Origin of the sequence: Paenibacillus sp. FSL W8-0919 (assembly GCF_038003785.1) — a bacterium.
Lineage (GTDB): Bacteria > Bacillota > Bacilli > Paenibacillales > Paenibacillaceae > Paenibacillus_AQ > Paenibacillus_AQ lactis.
Genome location: NZ_JBBOPV010000001.1, coordinates 1,850,891 through 1,876,224, shown reverse-complemented (window position 1 = coordinate 1,876,224; position 25,334 = coordinate 1,850,891). Strand labels below are relative to the sequence as shown.

17 protein-coding genes are annotated in these 25,334 nt (G+C 53.0%); 2 read left to right on the top strand and 15 right to left on the bottom strand.

From position 1 onward, the window contains the following. Positions 1-9: 9 nt before the first annotated feature. Together NST44_RS08035 and NST44_RS08030 are read right to left on the bottom strand one after the other, a co-directional pair. Positions 10-1,683 (bottom strand): ABC transporter ATP-binding protein, encoded by a 1,674-nt coding sequence (locus NST44_RS08035; RefSeq protein WP_007132234.1) that lies wholly within the window; start codon positions 1,681-1,683, stop codon positions 10-12. Between the two features lie 15 nt (positions 1,684-1,698). After that, positions 1,699-2,466 (bottom strand): ABC transporter permease, encoded by a 768-nt coding sequence (locus NST44_RS08030; RefSeq protein ID WP_007132235.1) that lies wholly within the window; start codon positions 2,464-2,466, stop codon positions 1,699-1,701. Positions 2,467-2,620: 154 nt separating this feature from the next. On the opposite strand from NST44_RS08030, the gene NST44_RS08025 reads away from it, so the two are divergent. Continuing rightward, positions 2,621-5,080 carry an O-antigen ligase family protein gene (locus NST44_RS08025; RefSeq protein ID WP_340898759.1) on the top strand — a complete coding sequence of 820 codons (2,460 nt, stop codon included), beginning with the start codon at positions 2,621-2,623 and terminating at the stop codon, positions 5,078-5,080. Between the two features lie 77 nt (positions 5,081-5,157). Here the strand turns inward: NST44_RS08025 and galU are convergent, their stop codons facing one another. Beyond that, the gene (galU, locus tag NST44_RS08020; protein WP_340898756.1) at positions 5,158-6,030 is read right to left on the bottom strand and encodes a UTP--glucose-1-phosphate uridylyltransferase GalU; all 873 of its coding nucleotides are present in this window, start codon (positions 6,028-6,030) and stop codon (positions 5,158-5,160) included. A gap of 563 nt (positions 6,031-6,593) precedes the next feature. Between galU and NST44_RS08015 the strand changes: the two genes are divergently transcribed. Beyond that, positions 6,594-7,631, top strand: coding sequence for an acyltransferase family protein (locus tag NST44_RS08015; RefSeq protein ID WP_144868702.1), 1,038 nt, complete (start codon positions 6,594-6,596; stop codon positions 7,629-7,631). A gap of 311 nt (positions 7,632-7,942) precedes the next feature. Here the strand turns inward: NST44_RS08015 and NST44_RS08010 are convergent, their stop codons facing one another. The 12 genes from NST44_RS08010 to NST44_RS07955 all read right to left on the bottom strand — a co-directional run bounded on the left by NST44_RS08010 (position 7,943) and on the right by NST44_RS07955 (position 24,859). Continuing rightward, a complete protein-coding gene (locus tag NST44_RS08010) occupies positions 7,943-8,950 on the bottom strand; it encodes a LacI family DNA-binding transcriptional regulator (RefSeq protein WP_340898753.1) in 1,008 nt (335 codons plus the stop codon). 246 nt (positions 8,951-9,196) lie between these two features. Further along, a complete protein-coding gene (iolB, locus tag NST44_RS08005; RefSeq protein WP_213615841.1) occupies positions 9,197-9,997 on the bottom strand; it encodes a 5-deoxy-glucuronate isomerase in 801 nt (266 codons plus the stop codon). 136 nt (positions 9,998-10,133) lie between these two features. Next, positions 10,134-11,168: an inositol 2-dehydrogenase gene (iolG, locus tag NST44_RS08000; RefSeq protein ID WP_340898751.1), complete on the bottom strand. Its 1,035-nt coding sequence runs from the start codon at positions 11,166-11,168 to the stop codon at positions 10,134-10,136. A 25-nt stretch (positions 11,169-11,193) separates the two neighbouring features. Next, a complete protein-coding gene (locus NST44_RS07995) occupies positions 11,194-12,639 on the bottom strand; it encodes a CoA-acylating methylmalonate-semialdehyde dehydrogenase (RefSeq protein ID WP_210093965.1) in 1,446 nt (481 codons plus the stop codon). Positions 12,640-12,924: 285 nt separating this feature from the next. Further along, a complete protein-coding gene (iolC, locus tag NST44_RS07990; RefSeq protein WP_077568362.1) occupies positions 12,925-13,938 on the bottom strand; it encodes a 5-dehydro-2-deoxygluconokinase in 1,014 nt (337 codons plus the stop codon). A 214-nt stretch (positions 13,939-14,152) separates the two neighbouring features. Beyond that, positions 14,153-15,067, bottom strand: a complete 915-nt coding sequence (iolE, locus tag NST44_RS07985) for a myo-inosose-2 dehydratase (RefSeq protein WP_340898746.1) — start codon at positions 15,065-15,067, stop codon at positions 14,153-14,155. Between the two features lie 221 nt (positions 15,068-15,288). Next, positions 15,289-17,154 carry a 3D-(3,5/4)-trihydroxycyclohexane-1,2-dione acylhydrolase (decyclizing) gene (iolD, locus tag NST44_RS07980; RefSeq protein ID WP_340898743.1) on the bottom strand — a complete coding sequence of 622 codons (1,866 nt, stop codon included), beginning with the start codon at positions 17,152-17,154 and terminating at the stop codon, positions 15,289-15,291. A 150-nt stretch (positions 17,155-17,304) separates the two neighbouring features. Further along, positions 17,305-19,539, bottom strand: coding sequence for a glycoside hydrolase family 88/105 protein (locus tag NST44_RS07975; protein ID WP_340898741.1), 2,235 nt, complete (start codon positions 19,537-19,539; stop codon positions 17,305-17,307). Next, complete coding sequence (locus NST44_RS07970) at positions 19,536-21,311, bottom strand: hypothetical protein (RefSeq protein WP_340898739.1); 1,776 nt, start codon at positions 21,309-21,311, stop codon at positions 19,536-19,538. Before NST44_RS07970 ends, NST44_RS07975 begins: the two co-directional genes overlap by 4 nt. A 25-nt stretch (positions 21,312-21,336) precedes the next feature. Continuing rightward, entirely contained in the window at positions 21,337-22,212 is an 876-nt protein-coding gene (locus NST44_RS07965) for a carbohydrate ABC transporter permease (protein ID WP_007132248.1), read from the bottom strand. A gap of 25 nt (positions 22,213-22,237) precedes the next feature. After that, entirely contained in the window at positions 22,238-23,140 is a 903-nt protein-coding gene (locus tag NST44_RS07960; protein WP_007132249.1) for an ABC transporter permease, read from the bottom strand. 96 nt (positions 23,141-23,236) lie between these two features. Beyond that, a complete protein-coding gene (locus NST44_RS07955) occupies positions 23,237-24,859 on the bottom strand; it encodes an extracellular solute-binding protein (protein WP_340898736.1) in 1,623 nt (540 codons plus the stop codon). Positions 24,860-25,334 lie beyond the last annotated feature (475 nt).

The following is a 25,334-nucleotide window of genomic DNA, read 5'->3' as shown; positions in this document are numbered from 1 at the left end:
ATAATGAGACTAGCCCTTCATTCGGCGCTGTATAGATACCTCGTCCGGTTCACCCGAGTCATAATGAACTTGAATATCTGTTATTTTATCCTTAATCAATTGAAATGATATTATCCTCGAATAAGAATCTATTTCCGTTAAAAAGACTCTTCCATCGAAAAAAGAAAAACTATAAGGAACTCCTTTTATACCCAAATCATCACCAATATCCTCGTACTCACAATTTGCTAGATCTTTCAAATTTTTTATTCTTACAATTTTAGGGGCTATGTCCCCTCTTCCATTTTGGTAAACAGTTATATAGAAATACGAACCTACTTTGATAATATCGTTCATCCCTCTTAGCTCAAATGGAACTTCATAAGCTCGGATAAAATCAAAAGATGAATTCATATAATTAGCCACAATTATCTTTCCAGGGCCCGACACAAAGTAGAGTTCTCCGTCAATTATCCGTATGGAACGAATATATGAATTGTCTAACAAATATCCTAGTCTTATCACTTTCTCAGTAACAATATCAAGCCCCTCTTTTTTAAGGACAAAAATATGCTGAGACATTGCAGAAATTCCATAGAACCTTTCCTTTTCTACATCATAAATAATCCTATTTGGACGTTGTCCTATCCGTTCAATGATTTGTGTCGGTATAAATTCATCATCATTACGTCGGAAGACTCGAACTTCATCTCCTAAAGTATCTTCTATTAAAAATAAGGAGCCGTCGCTTGATATTGTATGCGGGTCCCCTAAATTATCGGATAAAGATTTCCAACATCCAATGGGATCCTGCAAGTTGTGATTGTAGATAACCCGATGATGCCAGCAATCCACAATAAAATACTCTTCTCCCATTTTTTCAATAAGAGTAGGTGAGAATAATTTCTCTTTCCATTTCATCGACTTAACATTGTCTGACCCTATTAGGATACTTGACTTATCTTCATGTAATATCTCTTGTCTTGTAAATTTTAAATAAGAATTACATACATCATGAGTCTCCCCTACCATTTGGACGTTGCCATGATCCAGCCAAACTACCTTTGAGCACATAGAGCGTATCTGGTCGATGCTATGCGAAACCAAAATAACTGTAGTTCCTCCGCTCATAAGTTCCCGCATTCTCTTTGCGCTCTTTTTCTGGAAATTGACATCTCCTACTGAAAGTATTTCATCGACTATAAGAATATCCGGATTGACAAGTGTTGCTATTGAAAAAGCCAGCCGCATTATCATACCTGAAGAAAAGTTACGGATAGGTGTATCCATGAAGTCTTGCAGTTCGGAAAAATTCACAATTTCATCATATCGTTCGATTAGATATTGTTTGGAATAACCTAGAACTGCCCCATTCAAAAAAACATTCTCGCTAGCTGTTAGGTCCATATCAAAACCAGCACCTAGTTCAAGCATTGGCGCAATAGTCCCTTCGACTTGAACAGATCCAGAAGTTGGTGTCAAAATTCCCGAAATTATTTTCAGTAAAGTACTTTTCCCAGCCCCGTTGCTCCCAATAATCCCCACAACTTCACCTTTTTCAATCGAAAAAGAGACGTTCTCTAAAGCTATAAAATCATTGTATTCAAGTTTCCCAGCAATTTTTTTGACTACAAATTCCTTTAGACTTGAGATACGATCATTTGCCATCCGGAATTTCATAGATACATTATTTACTTTAATCAAGCTTAGCCCTCTCTTTTATAAATGAAGAATAAATTTATTTTGAGTCCGCTTAAATACAATTACACCAAAAACAAAAGGTAACACAGCAAATACACCACAATATAACCAAGCTAGTAAATCAGGGAAACCTCCATTTAGTATTATGACTCTAACAAACCTTATGAAATGATACATTGGATTAAATTCCATTACATCCATCATGTAAGATGGGAGAATACTTTCTGGATAAAAAATCGGAGTAACGTATGTCCATATAGTTAGGCCTATGCTATATAAAAACTGAGTGTCTCTGAAGAAAACCATCATTGAAGCAAGTATAAGTGATAGACCACATATAAATACAAATATACATAGTACCCCAAAGATAATAGCAATATGATGAAAAGTTACACTTAGACCTGTTGATAAAATAACAATATATAAAGCGAGCAATGACAATAAAAAATTCACTCCACATGATAGAACACGCGAAAAGGGATAGATATACTTAGGGACATATACCTTATTAATTAGAGTAGCATTCTGTACTATACTGGTCATAGCTTGTGAAGTTGCCTCAGCCATAAAGTTAAAAAATACAATACCACTTAGCAAATACACCGCATAGTTTGGAATATCAAATCGAAACAAGGTTGAAAATACTAAGTATTGCACTACCATTGTTAAAAGAGGGTTTAATAGACTCCATAATATACCAAGAACTGAACGTCTGTATTTAGTCTTAAAATCTCTTTCTACCAATTGAGATAAAAGGAATCCGTACTTTGTCAAGTTACCAAACATTAAAAATCCTCCACAGGTGTTAATCTTATCGTAATACGCCGATTCATTTAAAAAATTAATAATATGTGTATCAAGTATATCCTGAGAAATGTAGCTCCTCTCTTTTTCATATGCTAAAATATTGTCGTATCTACAAGAAAAGGAGCTAATTACGTTGTCGAAACCAGTATACGGCAAAAAAGCCGCTGAGTCGAGGAAGAGAGAGACAAAATCGGCTTTATTTTGGGTGTTAGTAGTAGGGATCATCCTTTTTCTGGCATGGACGCCATTCCAAACGGCATTATTTAACGGACAAGAGATGAGTTTTGAAAAACCTATTTTTTGGGCATCGATTCTATCCTGCCTATTGCTGTTCCTATGGATCGCTCATTCTTTCAAGAGCATTCAATTAAAAGATCAACGTGACTGGTTAGCCGTTGGCGTAATTCTACTGCCTCTGACATACTTAATATCGTTACTCAGTGCAGCATCCCAGGTTCTTGCGATGAACATGGTGATCATCAACTGTATTTACGCGACGATGTTTGTCATTGGGTTATATACGCTTCGTGACAAGTTGGGGAATCGAATCATCCAGAATACCATCATGACGGTCGCCTACCTCATTGTTGGTTTTGGCTTCCTACACTGGTTCGGCCAGGGCAAGACAGCCGGTGCCATCGCAAAATGGTTCTCCAACACAGTGCTCAACGGTACATACACTCATGCCGTCATGACAGATTCCAATGGTTTGCGTCTTACTTCCGTGTTCCAGTATGCCAATACATACGCTGCCTTTTTGATGGCATTCCTATTTGCAGCTGTATTCTGCATTACGGCTTCACGAAAATGGTACGGCAAAGCGTTCCACAGCTTCATGCTGGTACCGATCATTGTGTCGCTGCTTTTGACGCTCTCCCGTGGTGGATTAGTGATGCTGCCGGTTATATTTGTTCTGCTGCTCTTGTTCCTGAAGCCAGCCCAGCAGCTGCTATGGATCCTGTATTGCGGCATTTCCGGCATAGCATCCCTCTTAATCACTAAATCCGTGACAGAGCTGGGACTGCAGTTGAATGAAACGTTTAGCGGCAGCGGAGCATTAAAGGCATGGGGAATCCTGATTAGTACATCGGCAGTCGTGGGGCTGATCGGGTGGGCAATTCAGAGTTTTGTCGCTCCGAAACTGGACAAGATTCTGGGGAAATGGTCCTCTAAAAAAGGCTCAAGCCTATGGATTCCGATCGGATCTACGGTGATCGGCGGACTCTTGATCTTCCTGTTTATTGGGACGGGTCTCAAAAATATTTTGCCGCAAAACATTAGCGTCCGCTTGGAAAACATCAACTTTAATCAGCATAGTGTTCTCGAGCGTTTCACTTTCTATAAAGATGCGATGAAGGTTCTTGCGGACTATCCGATTATCGGTGCAGGCGGGGGTGCCTGGGCCTCACTTTATGAGCAATACCAGAACAACCCGTATACGAGCCGTCAGGCTCACAACTTCTTCCTGCAGTATCTCGTTGAGGTTGGTATTCTCGGCTTTGTGATTTTCATGGCATTTATCTTGTATATTTTCTATAAATATATTCGCGGTTACATGAAGGGGACCGAGGAGGATCGAAACAGCCACTTCCTGTATCTCATTATCGTACTTTCCATTCTGATGCACAGTATTTTGGACTTTAACATGAGTTACGTGTTCATGGGGATTCTCGTATTCCTGGGGCTCGGCGGTATGGCCGCAGTCATGGAACATAAAACGCTCGCCAAGTGGAAGGTAAAAGATTCAACGGCCAGAGGTGTTTATAGTGTAGTTGTCGGTCTCGGAGCCATTCTTGTCTTCATTACGTCGATTCGTTATGTGCAAGCAGCCGATGCAGCAATGGAAGCTCGCAGAGTTGTCCAGGTCAGCACATCATATGAGGAGATTAAAGCACCGATCGACAAGGACCTAAGCATTCGTCCAAGTCACCCAGATTCCGTGTTGCTGTTAGCCTCACTTTATCAGGCTGTATATCAGCAGAATCAGAACGAAGACTTCTATAACGCATCTGTTAGTTTATTGAATAAAGCACTGAAAGATGAGCCTCACAACAAAGCAATGCTTCGCAGCTTGATAAAGACATATGAAATGAAACAACAGCCGGAGCAAGCATATGATGTCTTGATTCAGAACGCGCCTAAATTCAATTGGGACATTGAATGGTACCAGGATATCATCCTGCAAGGTTACGAGCTTGGCATGAAAGCTCTCGGAACAGGCGACCACGCTAAAAAAGATGAGTACTTTAAGCACGCAACCGATGCTTTCGCCAAAGTACAGGAAGGTATTCAGCACCTGAAGACGCTGCCGGAAGGTCAGCTCCAAGGGAATCCTTTTGAAAATAGTCCGGAAATGATCCTCCATGCAGGCAAGATACATTACATGATGAATCAGCCGGAGCAGGCAGTTAATGCGCTCAAACTCGGCATTCAGGACGATCTGTCACAGCCATCTGCTCAAGAGATTGTGAGATGGTACCTCGCTGCACTTCAGAAGCAAGGTCAGAGCGACGAAGCTCTGCTTGAGAAGTTAAAGCAGGTTGATCCGAATGCGGAGCAAAACATCAAGCAATTGGCGGAGCTTCAATTCTAAATCAAATAGCGGGCACGTTTTCGGTAGATCCTATTCATCTACCGAAACGTACCCGCTTTTTCTTTTGCATATAGAGACTATCTTACTTTCTCCATTATTTTACTCATGTAAGCTAGCAAATCTTCTCGTAAATCCTCACGCCGCAGTGCATAGTGAATACCCGTCTCAATAAAACCAAGCTTGTCCCCTACATCATGCCGGAGGCCTTCAAAATGGAATGCGTAAATCGGATGCCGCTGAGAAAGAGAGTACAGCGCATCTGTTAGCTGAATCTCGCCATTCTTCCCTTCCTTCTGCCCTTCAAGCAGATCGAAAATATCCGGCGGCAGAATATATCTCCCCATAATCGCTAGATTAGAAGGCGCCTCATCTCTCGAGGGCTTCTCCACCAGCTGGGTAGTCTTATAGATCCGATCACTCACCCGTTCACCATCCACAATGCCGTACCGATCTACTTCCCCCCAATCAACAGTCTGTACACCTACGATTGCCGATTGATATGTATCGTAAACCTTCATCATTTGTTTCAGGCACGGCACTTCCGACTCCACAATATCGTCACCGAGCAGCACCGCAAACGGCTCGTCCCCTATGAATTTCCGAGCACACCATATTGCATGCCCCAGGCCCTTAGGCTCTTTCTGCCGGATATAGTGGATATCCGCCATATTCGATGGCTTCCTTACTTCCTCCAGAAGGCCCCATTTCCCCTTTTCCGCCAAGTTATGCTCGAGTTCAAAGGAGGAATCGAAATGGTCCTCGATCGCCCTCTTGCCTTTACCGGTTACGATAATAATGTCCTCGATACCGGAAGCGACCGCTTCCTCAATAATATATTGAATGGTCGGTTTATCCACAATGGGGAGCATCTCTTTCGGCATTGCCTTCGTTGCCGGCAGGAAACGCGTGCCGAGTCCAGCTGCGGGTATAATCGCTTTGCGAATGTTCATTCTATCTTCTCCAATCCCGTGAATCTCCCGATTGATGTCATTGTACCATGATCCGGCATCTCCTTCGATCATTATCGATTTTTAGACCTTCATGGATAATCTTTTACTTAAGAGCCCCTCAGTCCCCCAAACTTTCGCCACAATCTCCAACATCTCTTCCCCCTCCCCATACAATGTTTACAACAACCAACAAATTGGTTATTAAGACGGTAACATGGACCCCCTGCAAAACAGAAGAAATTCCAGATGAAGATAGAACAATCGGCGGCCGACGAAGCACCTTTCAGAAGAAGATGAACCGGCCAAGGGAGGAACCCGGTATTTCAGATACCTGCTCCGAGCTTAACCCCTCTTGGCCAGACAATATCCACTTGTCGCCGTCAAGCGATTATTACCTATCTTTTAACCATACCTTCGCAGCTTAGTACAAACAGCTTGAGATCAAATCCGTACAGTAAAATCCAAGCACCCTTCCAACTTCAACCATGGAAAGCCTCACTGCCATCCGATATACTAAAACGAAACTTCATTGGAACGTCAAACCCAAAGGAGCTGGTTGCCAGATGAAAGAGAGAGACGTCTATTTCGATAACCTCAAATTCATACTGATCCTGTTGGTGGTCGTGGGGCACCTCATTGAGCCGTTTAACGGCGAGCGCTGGATGGGAACGGTCTATCAGTTCATTTACTCGTTTCACATGCCGCTGTTTATTTTCACGGCCGGTTATTTCTCCAAACGCATCCAATACCCCAAATACTACATCAGCTTGCTGTCGGGATTGGTCGTGCCGTACTTCATTTTCGAGACGCTGTACACCTTGTTTGATTATTACATGCAGGGACTGGACCGGCTCGACTTCACCTATTTTTACCCCTACTGGATTCTGTGGTTTCTATTCAGCATGATGCTGTGGAAAATGCTCCTGCCGTACCTGCTGATGCTCAAATATCCGCTGATCATCTGCATCGCGTTATCGGTCCTGCTCGGATACTCGATCGATGTGGATTATTACGCGAGCATTTCGCGCACGCTGTATTTCCTGCCTTTTTTTCTCATCGGATATTATTTCAAAAGGGAGTGGCTCAGCGCCTTCAAAACCCGATCATTTCAGCTGCTGTCCATTGTCATCCTCACCGGCGGATTTGCCTTTCTGTATGGCCTGTCACCCATTCTGCAAACAAACGCCAGCTGGTTCTACGGCGCGATGCCATATCTGGAATTTGGTTTGGATTCTTGGTACGCTGGGCTTTACCGAATACTGACCTATGCCTTCACAGCCCTGATGGGTCTATGCTTCCTTTCCATCATTCCGGAGACGAGGCAGCCCTATTCGGAACGGGGACTTTATACCATGTACGTTTTTCTGCTGCACGGATTTATCATTAAAACAATGCAGTATAACGGGTGGCTCGAGACCACCTTCCAGTCGACGGGAGGTAAACTGCTGCTGATTCTTCTCGGCGTCATCTTGACCTGGGTGCTGTCCTCGCCATGGATCAAACGCGGTTTCGGGTGGATCGTCGAACCAAACGTCGAGCCGCTGTTCAAGGAACAGATCCGCCGCCGGCCGAAGAATGTTCTTAAACAAGAGGAATATTAGCATGAGGCATGACGCCGACCACCACACACTGTGAATTTCGAGGGTACCCGAATAACCTGGTCACGTGTTACACCGATCCGGTATTTGCTTCAAAGCCCCTACCAGCCCACGCAAAAAAAGCCTTCCTGCAGCTCTACTTTTACGCAAGCTTTGCGGGAAGGCCTCACCTGTCGAGGCGTAGAGTCAAGCAGATCAGCGCCCCAAGAACCCTGTAATACGTGGGTAATCCCCATTCATGCATCGTCTACAACGATGACAAGCTGGTATGAGGAACGTGCATTGGAAGGCTACTTTAGATTATTAAAAAGTTTCTATGATAGCCGCGCTGTTGAGCCGCGGACGACCAGCTCCGGAGGAAGCACCATTCGCCGGGCAGGATCGCTCTGTCCGGACAGATCCTGTACCACCAGGTCGACCGCCAGACGGCCCATCTCCTCGATCGGCTGGGCGATCACGGTGAGCGGCGGATCAGTGACACGCGCCAGGATCGTATCGTCAAAGCTGACGACCGAGCAATCCTCCGGCACGCGCAGCCCGAGCTCGCGAATCGCCTGAAGAGCCCCGATCGCCAGCAGGTCGTTACAGCAGAACAGCCCCGTCGGTTGCTCCGCCAGCTGCAGCATAGTCTTAGCTCTCCGGTATCCATCCTCAATCTTGTGATCGCAGACTGCAATATGATCCGGAGGCAGTTCCACGCCGTGCAAGGCTGCGGTCTCAACGAACCCTCTTACCCGCTCACCGCTGCTCGTCACCCGCTCATTCTCCGCAAGCACCGCCAGCCTGCGGTGGCCGAGGCGAAGCAAATGCTCGGCAGCCAGACGCCCGCCGTCGAGATCATGAACCCGAACGCAGCTCGCCCCAAGCTCCGAATGGTCCCGGGCGATGAGCGTGATCGCCAGCGAATGCTCCTGCAGCGGCTTAAGCAGCTCCCCGTGGGATACACCCGTGCCGATAATGACGCCATCCACTTGCTTCTGCTTCAGCAGACTGACATAGCGTTTTACCTTTTCTTCATTGTTGTCCGTGCTGCAGATGATGACGCTGTACCCAAGCTGATGTCCGCGGTCCTCAACGGCGCGAGCAATCTCGGCAAAAAACGGGTTGGAGATATCGGGAACGAGCAGGCCGAGAGTATAGGTTCTTTTGCTGGCGAGGGCGGAGGCAATCGCATTAGGCCGGTAATTCAAGCGCTTCATGATATTCAAAATCTCTTCACGCCGTTGGCGGCTGATCTTGCCCTTGCCGTTAATGACATGAGAGACGGTCGCAATGGAGACGCCGGCTTCGCGCGCAACGTCATAAATAGTCGCTTTGATCATCCCTTGTGCTCCATTTGTTTAATTTTGGCATTTAAATCATTATGCGCTCCCGGCCCGCTTCGCGCAAGGCCATTTTAGCGTCGATCCCATTGATGCGGACCAGTCTCATAAAACAATAAGTTAAAATGTATTTCACGATGCTTATCGTACAAGCATGGACTCCACTATCCTCGTTGCAGCAGCCATCCTTTTGACAACACATAACCGAGGAGCGGCTGACGGGAAAAACAGACCATCATCTGCCCCCTATTTCATTAGCCAGTCATGATCGGGATCGTTGCGGAACTTCCAGATCCGCTTCGGCCCTGCCATGACGTTCAGGTAGTACACGTCATATCCGGGAGGCGCCGAAACTGGATGATAGCCCTCGGGCACCATAACCGCCTGGCCGTCCTTGACCGCCATCGTCTCGTCCAGCGAACGATCGTCGTTGTAGACCCGCTGAACGGCAAAGCCCTGCTCCGGCTGCACCCGGAAGTAGTAGGTTTCCTCCAGCCGGGATTCCTCCGGCAGCTCATCCCGGTCATGCTTGTGCGGCGGATAGCTGGACCAGTTTCCTCCTGCCGTAAATACCTCGACCACCAGCAGGCTGTCCGCAGGCTTTTGCTCCGGTAGAATGTTATGCACCAGGCGCGACATGCTTCCACTGCCGCGGTTTTCGACGCCGACGTCCTCCGGCGCGATCAGCCGCGCCTGATGGTTGCCTTGCCCCGGGGCAAGACAGACCGCCAGCTCCAGCTCGGTAAGCGCCGTGACTTCGTACTGTTCCTGCGAAGGAACATAAACCGTATAGGGCGGCGTCTTTTCAAACATGCTCATCCGCTGGCCAATGTTGTCCCAGCGCTCTCCTCCAGTCTTCACGTCGGCACGGCCGGACAGCAGAACAAGAGCCGCTTCCTTATCTCCCGTCCCCCGGCTAAGCGTCTGTCCTTCGCTTAAACGGTATACCTCAAAGCCTACATATTCCCAGCCTGCGCTTTCCGGCGTTATGGACAGCACACATCCGTCCCCGTCCGGAGCCGTAGAAGGCACAATTAGGTTCGGCATGATTCTTCCCCTCCTCTAAAATATCCTTTTTTGCAATTGATGAATGGAGCGAGCCTGAGCGGACACTCATGTCATAGGATCGGTGTTCATCCCGCAGGCGCAGGCCTAGTGCCGCTCCGATACATCCTCTTCAGGCTTAGCTTATCGTGGAAATGCCGCTGCTTAGCTCGGCCAGCTTCACCGGGCGGCCTTGCTCCAGCGAGCGCTTAGCCGCCAAGGCAATCAGCTCCGCCTGCAGGCCGTCATAGCCGCTGACGGGCACGGGTGTACCTTTTTGCAGACTCTCAATAAACTGACGGGTTTCGTTGATGTAGGCTTCTTTATACCGCTCCAGGAAGAAGTACAACGGCTTGTCGCGGGTGACGCCCTCCGGGCCGCTGACGACAGCGGTACTCGGGTAATCGTTGTCGGCTGAAACGCTGCCGCCGGAGCCGAATACCTCGACCCGCTGATCATAGCCGTAAACCGCCTTGCGACTGTTGTCGATGACGCCGAGCGCCCCGCTTGCAAACCGCAGCGTCGTAACGGCCGTATCAATATCGCCCTGTTCGCCGATCGCAGGATCTACCAGCACCGCCCCCTGGGCGTACACTTCGACCACTTCACTGCCCGAAAGAAAACGGGCAATGTCAAAATCATGAATCGCCATATCCATAAACAGCCCGCCGGACACCTTAATATAATCCGGATGCGGCGGATTCGGATCGCGGGAGGTAATCTTGATCAAATGCGGCTCCCCGATTTTTCCTTCGGACACAATCTCGCGGACCCGGCTGAAATTATGGTCGAACCGGCGGTTGAAGCCAATCTGCAGACTCACGCCGGCAGCCTCCGCGGCCGCGAGCGCCTCGCGGGTTTGCTCTACGCTCATGCTGACCGGCTTCTCGCAAAAAATATGCTTGCCGCTCGCCGCAGCCTGCTTGATCAGCGGGACATGTGTATCCGTCGAGGAGCAGATGAATACGGCATCGATGTCCGGATGCTCCATGATCTCGGTACTGTTGTTCGTAACCAAGGGAATGCCCCGCTCCGCGGCCCAGTCACGCAGCTCGCCTCCGGCGTATAGATCGCTGATGGCGGCAATTTCCGCGCCCGGCATGTGCAGCAGATGATCCGCATGGATTTTGCCGATTCGTCCGGCACCGATAATGCCGATTTTAATGGTTTTCATATGAATGTCTCCTCCGCTTATGAGCTTACCAGCGTGCCGTTACCATTTTTTTTCGGGTATAGAATTCCACGCCGTCGGTGCCGTTCGCATGCAGGTCCCCATAGAAGGAGTTTTTCCAGCCGGAGAACGGGAAGAATGCCATCGGCGCAGGGACGCCGAGGTTCACGCCTAGCATGCCGGCATCAATATGTTCGCGGAACTGGCGCACGTCGCTGCCGTCCTGTGTGAACAGGCAGGCACCATTGGCGAAGTCCGAGCGGTTGGAAATTTCAATGGCTTCCTCCAGCGTTTCTGCACGCATGACGGATAGCACCGGCGCAAAAATCTCGTCCCTCCAGATCTTCATCTCGCAGGTCACTTCATCAAAAATCGTCGGTCCGACAAAATACCCCTTACCGTTCGCGGCATCATCCCTCCGTCCGTCACGGACCAGCTTGGCTCCTTCCTGCTCGCCTGCCTCAATGTAAGAGAGCGTCCGCTCCTTGTGGGCTTGCCGGATGACCGGCCCCAGGAAGACGCCTTCATCCGCCCCGTTGCCGATGGAGATTTCATCGGCCGCCTGCTTCAGCTTCCCGATCAACGGCTCCGCTACGTCCCCAACCGCTACCACCACGGAGCAGGCCATACAGCGCTCACCGGCCGAACCGAAGGCCGCGCTGACGATTTGGGTGACGGCTGCGTCCAAGTCGGCTGATGGCATCACGATGCTGTGGTTTTTGGCTCCGGCCAAGGCCTGGACACGCTTGCCGTAGGAGGAAGCGGTTTTGTAGACATACTCCGCCACCGGCTGAGAGCCTACAAAGGATATGGCAGCAATGCCCGGATGCTCCAAAATGCCGTTGACCACGTCATGCGCGCCATGAACAACGTTGAGCACGCCGTCCGGAAGGCCGGCTTCCGCGAACAGCTCCGCCAGGCGCTGGGCCAAGAGCGGCGTGCGCTCCGACGGCTTCAGCACAAACGCATTGCCGCAGGCGATGGCGAGCGGGAACATCCAGCACGGCACCATCATCGGGAAGTTGAACGGCGTGATGCCGGCTACAACACCAATCGGATAACGGTACATCCCGGACTCCAGATTGGTGGCGATGTCGGGAAGCTGTTTGCCCATCATCAGCGTGGGCGCGCCGGCTGCAAATTCCACGCACTCGATGCCGCGCTGCACTTCGCCGTAGGCTTCTGCATAGCTTTTGCCGTTCTCCGCCGTAATCAGCCGTGCCAGCTCCTCCCAGTGCTCCACAAGCAGTTGTTGATACTTGAACAGAATGCGCGCGCGGCGAGGCACGGCGGTCTTCGCCCAGGAGCGCCCCGCTTTGGCTGCTGCCTGCACCGCCAGGTCTACCTCCTCCTTGGTCGAAAGCGGCACGTAAGCGAGAATCTCCTCCGTCGCCGGATTGTAGACGGGATCGGTTTTTTCGGATCGGGATGGCACAAATTGTCCGCCGATATAATTGCTCAGGGTTTGCGTCATGGCTGGTTGGCCCCTTTCGATTGAATCAGTTAGCGTGTTTGATTGGATCCGTTAGGATATTGGTTAGGATCAGTCAGGATATTTATTGAGATTGGTCAGGATATTAGTTGAGATCACTCAGGATAGTTATTGAGAGCACTCAGGATAATTTGTTGGGATCTCTCAGGATAGTTATTGAGGGCACTCAGGATATTCAGTAGAATCCGTCAGGACCTTCGATAAAAATCAGAGAGCCTTCGCCAAGCTATATAAGTCACCGTAAATGAATGGTCAGATGCACGGTACCTAGGTATTAGCCGTGATCTCCCCTCGTTTACAGCGCTCCATATAATCGTGAACCGCTTCGCTTGTCGGCATGGCGTCGGAGCAGCTGTGGCTGGAGATGACAATGCTTGCCGCCGCGCTGCCGAATTCCATGGAGCGCTCAATGGTCCAGCCCTGCATTAGGCCGTACAGAAAGCCGGCAGCGTACGAATCCCCTGCCCCGAACGTCTTGATGACCTTCGCGGGAAAGCTTTGAGCCGTATGGCTGGTGCCGTCCGGTGTATATGCGATGGAGCCCTCCTTGCCGTGCTTGATAATGACGATCCTGGCGCTGTAGTCAAACCACTTGGCCGCCGTGATGCGATCGCTCCGCTCCGGATTCCCTCCGAACTGCTCCATCATGTCGAACTCCTCGCGCGTACCGAGGATGATATCGCATTTTTCAGCCGCCAGATTATAATAGGTCGCCGTTTCCTGAGGGGATTTCCAAGTGTACGGACGGTAATCCAGATCAAACGCGATCACGGCGCCGTGGCGCTTGGCATATTCCAGAGCCAGGAACACCGCTTCCCGGGAAGGGCTGGCCGCAAGCGCGGTTCCGGAGATCAGCACCATTTTGGCGGAGGCGATCAATTCCTCGTTCACGTCTCCCGTCTCCAGCAGCAAATCCGCAGCGTTGTCGCGATACATCAAGATACTGCAGTCGGTCGGACTTTTGATTTCGGTAAAAGCCAGCCCCGTCACGGCACCGGTACGATCGGTCGTTACACCCTGCGTCGCAATTCCGTTATCCTTCAGATATTGGGTAATAAAACGCCCCATTTGATCGTCCGCCACCTTGCCGATGAAGCCCGTATTCAGACCTAGGCGGGCCATCCCAATACAGATGTTAGCGGGAGATCCGCCCACATACTTGGTAAACGTGCTGGTCTCTTCCATCGGCCGATTAATCTCATTGGCGTTCAAATCGATGCATAATCTCCCCACGGCGACAAAATCCACCGGTTTTTGGTCGTTGAACGTGATTTCACTCATGGATGAACCTCCTTGATCAGATCGGCCCACGCTGAGCATTCATAGGAAAATATGGCTCCGCTTTTCAATGGCCGTAATCACTTGCAGCTCTTAATCCTAGATTTCTAAAAGAAACGGTTGTCTGGTGTCCGATAAACAAGCTAGTATCCTGCATTACATTTTGAACCTTCCGAATTAGCATCAGCCTGGTTTCGACTCACGACCGGGAACGCCTTCAGACCTGCGGCTTGAGCTGGCCTTCCAGACGATCCAGGTATTCGATCGCCCGCTGAGCATACGCCTTGGCCGGATGCAGCGCAGGATCCTGTTCTCCTTCCAGCATCGCCCAGCCGTTATAACCGCGCTCCATGAGCTCTCCGATAATCGGCGCAAAATCGATGCAGCCATCGCCGGGAACCGTGAACACGCCCCTGCGGATACAGCTCACGAAATCGCAGCCATCTAGACGTGCCTGCTCCAAGATTTCATGCCGGATATCCTTCAGGTGGATATACGCGATCCGGTCATAATGCTTGCGGAGCAGCTCGAGCGGATCGCTTCCCCCGTAATAGGCATGGCCGGTATCGTAGAGGAGAAACACGAGCGAAGGGTCGGTCATTGCCATCAGCCGGTCGATTTCGGCCGGCTGCTCCACGACCGTGCCGCCATGGTGATGATACGTTAGCTTCATGCCGTAGCTCGCCGCAATTTCGCCGGCCTGGTTGAGTCCCTCCGCCAGGCTTTCCCACCCCGCGTCATCCAGTCGTAGAACGACACGCTCGTTCGGCGTCCGCCGGGGATCGAAGTGCAGCGAGCCTCCAACCTCCGCCGTGCTGATGACCTTGCTGCCGAATCCGGCCAGAAACTCCGCATGCCGGCGGTAGTCCTCCAGCTCCTGCTTCCGGTAAACGGGATCGGAGAACAGCACGGACTTCCACTGGGAAACCAGTTGAATGCCGCGGGACTCCAGTTCCCGCTTCAGCACCGCCGGATCCTTTGGGAATTTCCTGCCCATCTCCGTACCCGTCAAACCCAAAGCCGCAATATCATCCACAATCGTTTCAAACGTTGTGTCAACTCCATGCTCTCTGACATCCTCGCCGACCCAGTTGATGGGGTGGATCCCCAGCTTGAACAGCCTATTGCTCATATTCAGCGCTCCTTTGCATTGTTTGGTAGAGTATGCTCCTATACTCCAGGTCCCTTAATAGAACCGGCTTCCTTACACGAGACATTTCTATAAACATTCCTTGCCCTTGGTTTCAAGCCCCGAGCCGCTTAGTACTGACCCTCTTCCGCTAGTTAGTAAGATCTTGCCTGCTTTGTTGCTCCAGCTGTCGGCAGGGAGTTGCTTCCTTACCGCTGCAGCCGCTAATACGGCCTTGCTTCCTTGCTCCGGGCAGCCATCTCGCGCTGGGCCTCCGTCACCTTGCTCGATACGGATACCTCCGGCACCTCCACACGCCACCAAGACTCGTAACCGTCGGTGTTCGTTCCCGGGACCACCGGAATCTCGATCAGGGTCGTGACGGGCTCCTGCCGGGCCTGGAGCAGCGCTGCCCGCAGCTCCTCCGGCGTGCCGGCCTTGTAGGCTTTGGCGCCGAGCGCCCGCGCGTGCGCGGCGAAATCAATCGGGAGGTATTCCCCGGTCAGGCGGCCCGTGCCCTCCTCGCGGCGGCGGAATTCGTTGCCGAAGCCGTCACTGCCGTTGCTCCGCTGCAGATTGTGAATGCACTGGAAGCCGTGGTTGTCGAACAGCAAGATCGTAATCTTGCGGCCTTCCTGCAAGCTGGTGACTAGCTCCGAGTGCATCATCAGATAACTGCCGTCGCCGACCAGCGCATAGACCTCGCGGTCCGGTTCTGCCAACGCCACACCAAGGGCGCCGCCCACCTCATACCCCATACAGGAGAACCCATACTCCATGTGGTATGTCTTCGCTTCGGGGGCTCTCCATAGCCGGTGCAGATCCCCCGGTAGACTGCCTGCCGCACAGACGATGACCGAGGTCGGAGGAATGACCTCATTGATGACGCCAAGCGCCCTCGTCTGCGACAAGCCATCCGGATGCTCGGCGGCGTACAACCGATCCACCTCGCGGTCCCACTCCGCTTTCAGCCCGGCGAGCTCGCCTTCTTCATATGCGGCTTGATAGCCGTCCTGCGACAGCTTAGCATGCAGCGCCTTTAGACCTTCCTTCGCATCGGTCACCAGCGCTTCGCCGCCAAGCTTAACGCTGTCCGCAGCGTTGACGTTCAGGTTTAGGAACGAAACATCCTCCCGCTGAAACGCCCATTTGGAGGACGTCGTAAAGTCCGTATACCGGGTGCCGATGCCGATGATCAAATCCGCTTCTGCCGCGGTACGGTTCGCCGCCAGCGAGCCGGTCACGCCGATCGCCCCCAGGTTCAAGGGGTGATTCCAGGGAAGCGCGCTTTTGCCGGCCTGCGTTTCGGCGACTGGGATTCCGAAGGCTTCTGCAAAAGCAGCAAGCTGCCCGGTTGCATCGCTGTAATGCACGCCGCCTCCGGCGATGATCAGCGGGCGCTTGCTCGCGGCAATCCGTGCGGCTGCCCGCTGCAGCCCTTCCGCCGACGGCGGGCGTCGATCGATGACATGAACGGTTTTCTCGAACAGCGAATCCGGATAGTCGTACGCCTCAGCCTGCACGTCCTGCGGCAGCGCCAGCGTCACCGCCCCCGTCTCCGCCGGATCGGTCAGCACGCGGATCGCCTGCCGTGCCGCTGCGATCAGCTGCTCCGGCCGGGATATCCGATCCCAGTACCGGCTCACCGGCTTGAATGCATCGGCCGCCGAAACGGTATAATCCGACGGGGCCTCGATCTGCTGAAGCACCGGATCAGGCTGACGGCAGGCGAAATTGTCGCCTGGGAGGAGCAGCACCGGAATGCGGTTCACCGTTGCCGTAGCTGCCGCGGTAACCATATTCAAGGCACCGGGACCGATGGATGAGGTGCAGGCCCAAATCTGCCGGCGATTCTTCTGCTTGGCGTAGGCCGCCGCGGCATGCACCATGCCCTGCTCGTTTTTGCCCTGCACATAAACCAGGTCCCCCGCGCTTCGTTCCAATGCCTCGCCAAGGCCGGTCACATTGCCGTGCCCGAAAATCCCCATCACCCCGTGCACAAATTTCGTCTCCACTCCGTCGACAGAAACATACTGTGCATCCAGGAACCTCAGCAGCGCCTGGGCCATCGTTAATCTTGTCGTTGTCAACCGGTTCATCTCCTTTTCGCTCATCTTCTCTTGAATCCAAACGGGAAAGCGGGATAGCGGGAAAGCCATCTATTAATTAAGCGCTTAACCTAGTGCACCGAAGCGCTTATATCCTTTAGCGGATTAAGCGCTTTAACGAAAGTGTATGCCTTACTTGAGGCCCTGCATGCCTTTCAATTTCATAATTTCCACGCACGACAGCATCATGATGCCGATCCCGTGGTTGTCGTTCAGCACCGTAAGCAGATCATGCTTGTAATAGTCCCCCGTAAAGGAATAACGGGACCCGCTGCACACCCCATGCACGCTGCCGCTGCGATCGATGACATGCTCGGTCAGCCCCTGCCATGCCCGAATGGCGGCCTCGGCGAACCGTCCGGGATTCTCCAGCCAGCCAAACCTCACGCCTCTGGCAAAGGCGTAAGCGAACATCGCCGTGCAGGAAGCCTCCTCATAAGCCTCCGGATCGGTAATGACCTGTCTCCAGAGCCCTGACTCGCCCTGATAGGAAGCGATCCCGGCGCACAGCTCGCGGAAAAATCCAAGCAGTGCCGGGCGGTCCTTATGATCGTCCGGCAGACGCTCCAGCAGCTCGGATAGGGAGAACAGGCTCCAGCCGTTTCCGCGTCCCCACGGTATCCGGGTCGCCTTCCCGTATTTGAAATCAAATACGTGACTCATCACGCCTTCCTCCGGCATGAACAGATACTCCCGGTATCTCAGAAACTGCCTTGCCGCTTCGTCCAGATAGGTGGAATCGCCTGTAATCCCGGCGTACCGCGACAAGAACGGCGTGCTCATGTACAGATCGTCTGCCCACATCGTATCCGCGGAATACTCGGAAACGCACAGCCGGTAAAAAGCCCCGTCCTCCCGGCGTTCCAGGCGGTTCGCCATAAAATCCGCAATGACCTCCGCGACCTTCAAATCCTCCGGACTGCCGCCGTTTTCCGCATAGGCTTCCAGCATCGCGGAGCCGAAGGACCCGCAGTTGTCCAGCATCTTGATCAGCACCAGCTGATGGTTAATGGACGGAAAGCCGTACGAATCCCGGTCCCAGACCGCGTATTCGTACCATGACGTGCAGATGCCGATATGTGCCCGGGCATATTCCGCAATATCCGGCCGTCCCAACTCTCGCGCGGTCTGCAGCAGACCATACATCGTCACGCCCAGCGGATAGTCCCAACGCCCGAAGTTGGTGGCCGAGCCGGAGGTCCATTTGTTGCTCAGCATGGCGTTCTCATAGAACGGCCTGACCCGGCAGCCCGGCGCATCCAGGGACCATCCGGTCAAGCCGCGGCCGTCCGCGAGCTGGAACAGCCTCTTGACCGTGCACACCTCCTCCGGCGTTTCCTCCTTCGCTGCCGCCAGCGGGCCGGCATACAACCAAGGAGACGGCGCCCCCTGTACCGGAACAGGGAGCACGAATTCCAGCTCTTCCCCAGCATGATAGGCCTGAAGCTGAAATCCCCATCCGGACGGCCCGCTGGAGCAGCGGACCAGCAAATCCCCTCGGCAGCTCGCGGCAGGCAGCTCACAGCGGAAGTCTCCTCCCTTTTGAAGGTCTAGGACCGGTACAGGATGTCCGCCGATCCAGACCTGCAGCCTGCCCCAAGCACGGCCTCTAAGCTCAATCGGATCGTCTGCGGCAGGCACCTTCAATCGGCTCCAGGCATACCCCGATACCGCTGCCCCCGGCAAGCCGAACATTCGCTCAAAATTCGGCTTCACCGCTTCCTGCTCGCTCCAGCCTGTAACCGGGAGCCAGCTCACGCCCGTATCGTCTTCGCTTCCGTGGGCGTTCGGAAAGCGGCCGCTTTCGCCGAATAGGCCGGCCGTCAGCGGCCCGGAATACGCCCAGCCGGCGGCCCCCTTCCGGTCCGCAAACGGGGACAGCACCTGCAGAATTCGGACCTTGCCCTCCTGGGCGCCAAAGCGACAGCCGAATCCGGCCTCAGTCCTGCGCGCCTCAATCAACAACGTGTTCCAGCCCGGATTCAATACCAGCGGAACGACAATCTTCGCATCGGGCTTCATCTCGTCCTCGGCTCCTGAACGGTACATCAGCTGCTCGTTCAGATAGAAGCGGACCGGGCTGAACGGCATGATCGCGGCATCCAGCGACCGTTCATCGTCGCTCCACACCAGACCAAGCGCAAAGGCAACGTCCCCCTGCTTCGCATCCCGAAACCGGTCGCCGAAGTTAAAGTCGTAGAACCCTTCTCCGGTCTGAAGAATCCCCGTACAAGCGAACGACCGCAGCGCGAACGGAATTTCCGGGTTCGCCCCGATGTAGCGCCCGGCAATCGTCTTCAGAATGCCGGCATCATCATCGCCGAGCCAATACCGGATGCTCTCGCGGGTCTCGATATAGCTTGTCATGAAGATTCGCCTCCTTCCGTTCGGCCGTTCGCTGCCATCGGAGAAAGCTTGATATCAATCTCCTTCACGAACGGAGTCACCACATTCAGCAGCAGCGTACGGAACCCGAGCGGATACGCCGCTTCCCGAACGCCTGCCGCCGTATGCTCAAATCCGGCGCCACTGATCTCCATCCAGTCGCCGCCCGCTTCATAACGGATGCTCCCTCCCATCCAGAACTGGGTATCCACGCCCGCAGGAGCAAGCTCACCGCCGCTAAGGGCTCCGGCAGCAGGAAAAATAAGCGAGATTTGCGACACGACATCCTCCGGCTCTGTCGAGGAGATGACCAGCCTCCAGCCTTCGCTCGTCTCCACCACATCCACCTCCACCTTGTGCCGCTGGACATGCGTCTGCGGGCGGCAGTGATGCGGCAGCAAGTACCAAGGGCTGACGTCTTCGCCTGCGCTTGCAGGCAGATCGGCTTCCGGCACCGGTCCGTTGTAGCCCTTTTCCTGTTCGCCGGATAGCCGGTATCCCTGCTCCAGCGGTGCCATCCGGCTCATCTTGACGAAGCCGGGCTCGAAATACGAGGCAAACTGCACGCCGAGCAGACGGGCCGCACCATGTCGAAGCGAAAAGAAGGAAGACATCTCCGTGCTTACCGTCACACTGGTATGGCCCTCACGGATTCGCGCCACCGGGGCGCCAAAATCCGTGTGCATCCGGCTGTAGCGGATAACGCCGTGATGGCCGGCGTCTGCAAAGCCGGACAAATAGCGCTCCCTGGGAAAATCACCGTTCAGCACGATTCGGTAGTTCTCCGGCATCGGCTTCGTCTCCGCATCTTCCCGCTGAAGCGCTGGATCCAGCAGCAGCCGCACGGCGGCATTCGTCGGCGCTCCGCCGGGATGCTTCAGCAAAGCCAGCGACTGCTCGGCCATGCCTTGGAATACCGGGTCCTCGTCCAGTGAAGCCATCATCAGACTAGGCAGAAAATACCCCGACATATCGAAGCTTTGGCCGAAATCCTGCCGCCCGGAATATTCGGTGACGATCTCTCCGTCCGGGTGGACCAGATAGGACATCATCTTCAGGTTGGCCCGGACCGGCACCAGAAGCTCCGGACGCTTCAGCAGCCTGGCCGCATGAATCAGCATGACATCGCTGACGACGTTGTAAATCCCGTTGCTGCGCTCGGTCCACTCCCCGTCAGCCGTGGCATCCATGCCTTCCGCGAGCCACGCCCTGGCCCGCTTCAAGGCATCCGGCGAATCAAAGAGCTCGTTCAAGAAGCCCAGCGCTGCGCAGATGACCCACCGATGATTCGGCGTATGGCAGCCTCCGGTAATCAGCGCGGGCAAGGTCCGTTCCAGGAACAGGAGCATATCCGCAACCGCACCCTTCAAGTCCTCCCAGCCGTCAGCCATAAGCAGCTGCGCGGTTTGCGCGTAACCAACCACCACGAAGGCGGTATCCGGCGGGGAATGGAAATTCGTCCAGCCGGGCGATATCGTGCCGTCGCTATGCTGAGCCGCAAGCATGTAACGCGCGGCAAGCGCAAATCGACGGGCCAGCTCGTGATTGCGGTAATATTCGGAGGCCGGATTGCAAAGCGCGGCGGCCCAGATGGCCATGGCGGTCGGCGTCCCGCTGTTATGGTTGGGCGAAGGCAGCCCGTTCTCGATCGTGCGGACCCCGCCGTACCAGCGGTGCTCCGGCTCCATGATCTGGCGGTCCATCGCCTCCCGCACCCAGCTGTCGTTCACTTCAAAAACCCTGTTATACATCATAAGCTCCCCCTGATCTCCGTCATCCTTAACCTTTTACCGCTCCCAGCATAACGCCGCTGACAAAGTAACGCTGCAGCCAAGGGTACACGATCAGAATCGGTACCGTGGCAAACACGACGCTCGCCGCTTTCAGGCTTTCCGTGGCTGCTCTAATACCTGCGGAAGGTCCCTCGTTGCGGGTCAAATCCGTAATCATATTGTTCTGCACCAGCTGGTACAGCTTCAGCTGCAGCGGATAGAGCTCTTCCTTCGTGATATACAGGAGCGTGTCCTGAAATCCGTTCCAGCGCCCGACGGCATAGAACAGGCTTAGCGTCGCGATCACCGGCAAGGATAGCGGCAGGATGATCCGCAGCATCGTCCCGATCTGGCTCGTGCCGTCAATCTCGGCCGCTTCCTCGAGGCTTTCCGGAATACCGTTGAAGAAGGAGATCAGGATGATGAGATAGAACGGACTGATCAATCCCGGCAGAACCAATGACCAGATCGTATTCAACAAGTTCAAGTCTTTTACGAGGATGTACTCCGGGATGATGCCCCCGCTGAAGAACATGGTCACGATGATAATGAACATGAAAAATTTGCGGCCCTTCAGCTTCTTTTTCGTCAGCGGGTAAGCGGCAATAATCGTCATGATCATGCACATCACCGTCGTCAGCAGCGTCAGCATCACCGTAAAGCCAAGAGACCGGATCATGCTGGAATCGGAGAATACGGATTGATAAGCCTGAAGGCTGAATTCCACCGGAAACAACGTCACGTCCCCCGACGTTACCGCCCGGTTGGAGCTGAAGGATATCGCGATAATATGGAAGAAGGGTGCCAGGCAAATAAGAACGAACACCGCAAGCAGGATGATGTTTACGGTATCAAAAACACGGTTCGACACACGCTCGCTCATGAGTGAAGCTCCTTTCTGTACAACGTTAAATGATGGATTCGTCCGTCAGCTTTTTCGATGCATAGTTCGCGCCCAGCAGGAAGATCAAACCGACCACCGCCTGGAACAAGCCGACCACCGTCGCCAGCGTATACTGTCCGGATTCCAGACCCGTCCGGTACACATAGGTGCTGAGCACGTCGGAATAATCCATGACCGCTTTATTGCCGATGACGAACGGACGGTCGAAGCCGATCGCGATCATATTGCCGAGGTTGATGATGAGCAGCGTGACGACCGTGGTCTTCAGGCCCGGCAGCGTGATATGCCGTATCCGCTTGAACCGGCCCGCTCCGTCCACCTCCGCCGCTTCATACAGCTCCTTATTGATGCCGGTCAATGCCGCCAGATAGAGAATGGTTCCCCAGCCTGCGCTCTGCCACACACCCGTCGCCAGGTAAGTAATAAGCCACGTGTCTTTGTCAGTCAGGAAAGGCACCGATTCAAAGCCAAGCGCCATCAGCACGTTGTTGATCATGCCGGATTGCGTGCCGAACACCTGGTACACAATGCCGCCTATAATAACCCATGAAATGAAATGGGGAATATACAAAATCGTTTGGGATAACCGTTTAAACCATCGGATCCGGAGCTCATGCAGCATAATCGCCAGAATCAAAGGCGCCGGAAATGAAACCAGGAGGTCTAACAGATTAAGCATCAGCGTGTTGCGCAATGTTTTATAAAAATCCTGGGTTTGGAAGACTTCACGGAAGGCATCCAGCCCGATCCATTCGCTTCCGGTAATGCCTTGGAAGAAGTTGAAATCCTTAAACGCGATCTGAACGCCCCACATCGGGCCGTATTTGAAAATGATGAAATAAACCAGCGGCAGAACAAGCAGTGCATATAATTGCCAGTACCGGCGCAGATAAACGGTTCCACTCATCTGAATCATCCTCTCCTTGCTCATGACGCCGGGAACGAAGGAACGGCCTCAACGTTGACAGCCGTCCTTCCCCATATCCCGCTGCGGATTATCTTGTTATTTAGACTGCATTTCCTGATAAACCTTGGTCCGCTCGTCGAGGATCGCCTGACCGCCGCTGACCATGTAATCCTTCATCGTGGTTTCGAAGGTTTTCTCGAAGTCTTCCGGTTTGGCCATGGCCGTCTTGACGATCATCTCTTCGTATTTCGCCTGCAGGTTCGTGCCGTACTTCGCTTCCGATTCGATCGGACGGTCAAAGTTGACCGGCTTGAACGTATCCGTCGCCGCGATTTCCACTGCCTTGCGGTGCAGATCCTGGAATCGTTCCGGGAAGTTGGTGGTCAGCTTCTCCCGGTTCTGCGCATCGTCGCCGACAAAGTTGCCGTTGGCAATAATGGCAATATCGCCGGAGTTATACAGACGGTCAATCACATCCTGAGGGGCGTCCGGCTTGATGACGGGAATGCCGTCGACCATTTCGTAGTTTTCGCCTTCCACGCCGTTTTGCAGAGCCAGTAGATTCTCAGGGGCGGCCATCCAGTTCAGGTATTTTATCGCTTCGACCGCATGCTTGCTTGTTTTCGGGATCATGATGTACATGCCGTTTGGCGCGTACTCAGGCTTTGCGTGCTTGCCTTCGGAGTTGGTGAACGGGTCCACCGGCTCCAGCTTGGCATCCGGCTGGTTTTTCAGCAGCGTATCATAGGTGCCGTCCGCGTAATACAGGTTCGGATAATCCTCTGTCAAAAAGCCTACGAGACCGTTTGTCACATCCTGGGTCAGCTGCTTCTTGTCCTCGTCCAAACTGAAATCGCGGCTCATCAGCCCCTCATTGTACAGCTTGTTCATGAATTGGAGCGCATCCTTGAAGCCCGGCAGCAGAGTCGGGTAGTCGTTGGCCCCGAGCTTTTGAATCAACGTGTACTTCTGCTCCTCCGTGGTCGGCTGGATAAAGGACCAGATCAGCGGATCATATTGCGCCGGTTCGATCGTCATGCCGAAAGGAATAACCTTGCCGCCGGTTTCCCCGGGATCCTTTTCTTTAAAAGCCTTCAGCACCTCGTACAGCTCCTCCGTCGTTTGAGGAACATCCATGCCGAGCTTATCCAGCCAATCCGTGCGGATAAAGGAAGAATACTTGCCCAGGAATGCCCGTTTTCCGGGAACGGCGAACTGTTTGCCCATGTACTGGCCGTAGCTCATCGCGTCCTCATCGAGAAACGCCTTCAAATTCGGGCCATGCTCGTTGATCAGATCGGTCAGCTCCGTCAAACCGCCCTGCTCGGCATAACGGTTGAAGGTGGGCGTGTCATACGTAAACACGATATCCGGCACGTCGCCGCCGCTGGCCATGAGAACATTCAGCTTCTTGATTTCTTCCGAACGGGGTACCGGTACGAATTCCATCTTAATGTTGTTAGGGGTTCCAAAGTTGTCCTGAATATATCTCGTAAGGTAACTGTCGGTGATCGTGTACGGCTCCGGCGTATTGCCGCGGTCGAAGATCTCGACCTTCAGCGTGACCTGCTTACCATCATTGGATCCGGAGCTTCCGCCTGAGGTATCGGTGTTGCCGCCCGATTTTGAAGAGCATCCGGATAATACGACCGTTCCGGCCATCAGCATCACGAGCGAGAGCTTTGCGAGCTTGCCCCACGTTTTCTTGCTTGCCGCCATAGTTACATCCCCTTTTCGTTTAAATATGTCCCTGCCGATTCGCGCCGATCTTTTTTAATGAAAATGTCCTGCGGGGACAGCCGGGAATCCGGCTTCGCCTGCCACCAGTGTAAGCGCTTAACCTTTTGGGTGTCCTCAGTATGCCTTAGCGGCCGGCGAATGACAATAAACCAAATTCCAAACGCTACAAACCCCGCGGTTACAAGGTTTTTCGGATATCGAATGACTGTTTTCGCATAATAAACCGATTTCAAATGTGGCTGAATACCCTGCTGCACCGGCGTTTGCTGCCAAGCTGCGACTCCCGATCCAGTGTGATTGACAGGCTACGATATGCCCGATATTCGTAAAATACGAAACGGGTGCAGCTTCCGCTTTGGAATGTTCTGCACCCGTTGCTTGATCCATATATACGATAAACCATTTTCGTAATCCAAACCGCTTTCTAGGAATCCGAACCCTTCGTCATCCAAAC

What these genes read in the sequence shown, in the direction of transcription:
- NST44_RS08030 (WP_007132235.1), bottom strand. Translation starts at nt 2,466, where the DNA reads ATGTTTGGTAACTTGACAAAGTACGGATTCCTTTTATCTCAATTGGTA.
- galU (WP_340898756.1), bottom strand. Translation starts at nt 6,030, where the DNA reads ATGAACATTCGCAAAGCGATTATACCCGCAGCTGGACTCGGCACGCGT.
- NST44_RS08015 (WP_144868702.1), top strand. Translation starts at nt 6,594, where the DNA reads ATGAAAGAGAGAGACGTCTATTTCGATAACCTCAAATTCATACTGATC.
- NST44_RS08010 (WP_340898753.1), bottom strand. Translation starts at nt 8,950, where the DNA reads ATGATCAAAGCGACTATTTATGACGTTGCGCGCGAAGCCGGCGTCTCC.
- iolB (WP_213615841.1), bottom strand. Translation starts at nt 9,997, where the DNA reads ATGCCGAACCTAATTGTGCCTTCTACGGCTCCGGACGGGGACGGATGT.
- iolG (WP_340898751.1), bottom strand. Translation starts at nt 11,168, where the DNA reads ATGAAAACCATTAAAATCGGCATTATCGGTGCCGGACGAATCGGCAAA.
- NST44_RS07995 (WP_210093965.1), bottom strand. Translation starts at nt 12,639, where the DNA reads ATGACGCAAACCCTGAGCAATTATATCGGCGGACAATTTGTGCCATCC.
- iolC (WP_077568362.1), bottom strand. Translation starts at nt 13,938, where the DNA reads ATGAGTGAAATCACGTTCAACGACCAAAAACCGGTGGATTTTGTCGCC.
- iolE (WP_340898746.1), bottom strand. Translation starts at nt 15,067, where the DNA reads ATGAGCAATAGGCTGTTCAAGCTGGGGATCCACCCCATCAACTGGGTC.
- NST44_RS07975 (WP_340898741.1), bottom strand. Translation starts at nt 19,539, where the DNA reads ATGACAAGCTATATCGAGACCCGCGAGAGCATCCGGTATTGGCTCGGC.
- NST44_RS07970 (WP_340898739.1), bottom strand. Translation starts at nt 21,311, where the DNA reads ATGATGTATAACAGGGTTTTTGAAGTGAACGACAGCTGGGTGCGGGAG.
- NST44_RS07965 (WP_007132248.1), bottom strand. Translation starts at nt 22,212, where the DNA reads ATGAGCGAGCGTGTGTCGAACCGTGTTTTTGATACCGTAAACATCATC.
- NST44_RS07960 (WP_007132249.1), bottom strand. Translation starts at nt 23,140, where the DNA reads ATGAGTGGAACCGTTTATCTGCGCCGGTACTGGCAATTATATGCACTG.
- NST44_RS07955 (WP_340898736.1), bottom strand. Translation starts at nt 24,859, where the DNA reads ATGGCGGCAAGCAAGAAAACGTGGGGCAAGCTCGCAAAGCTCTCGCTC.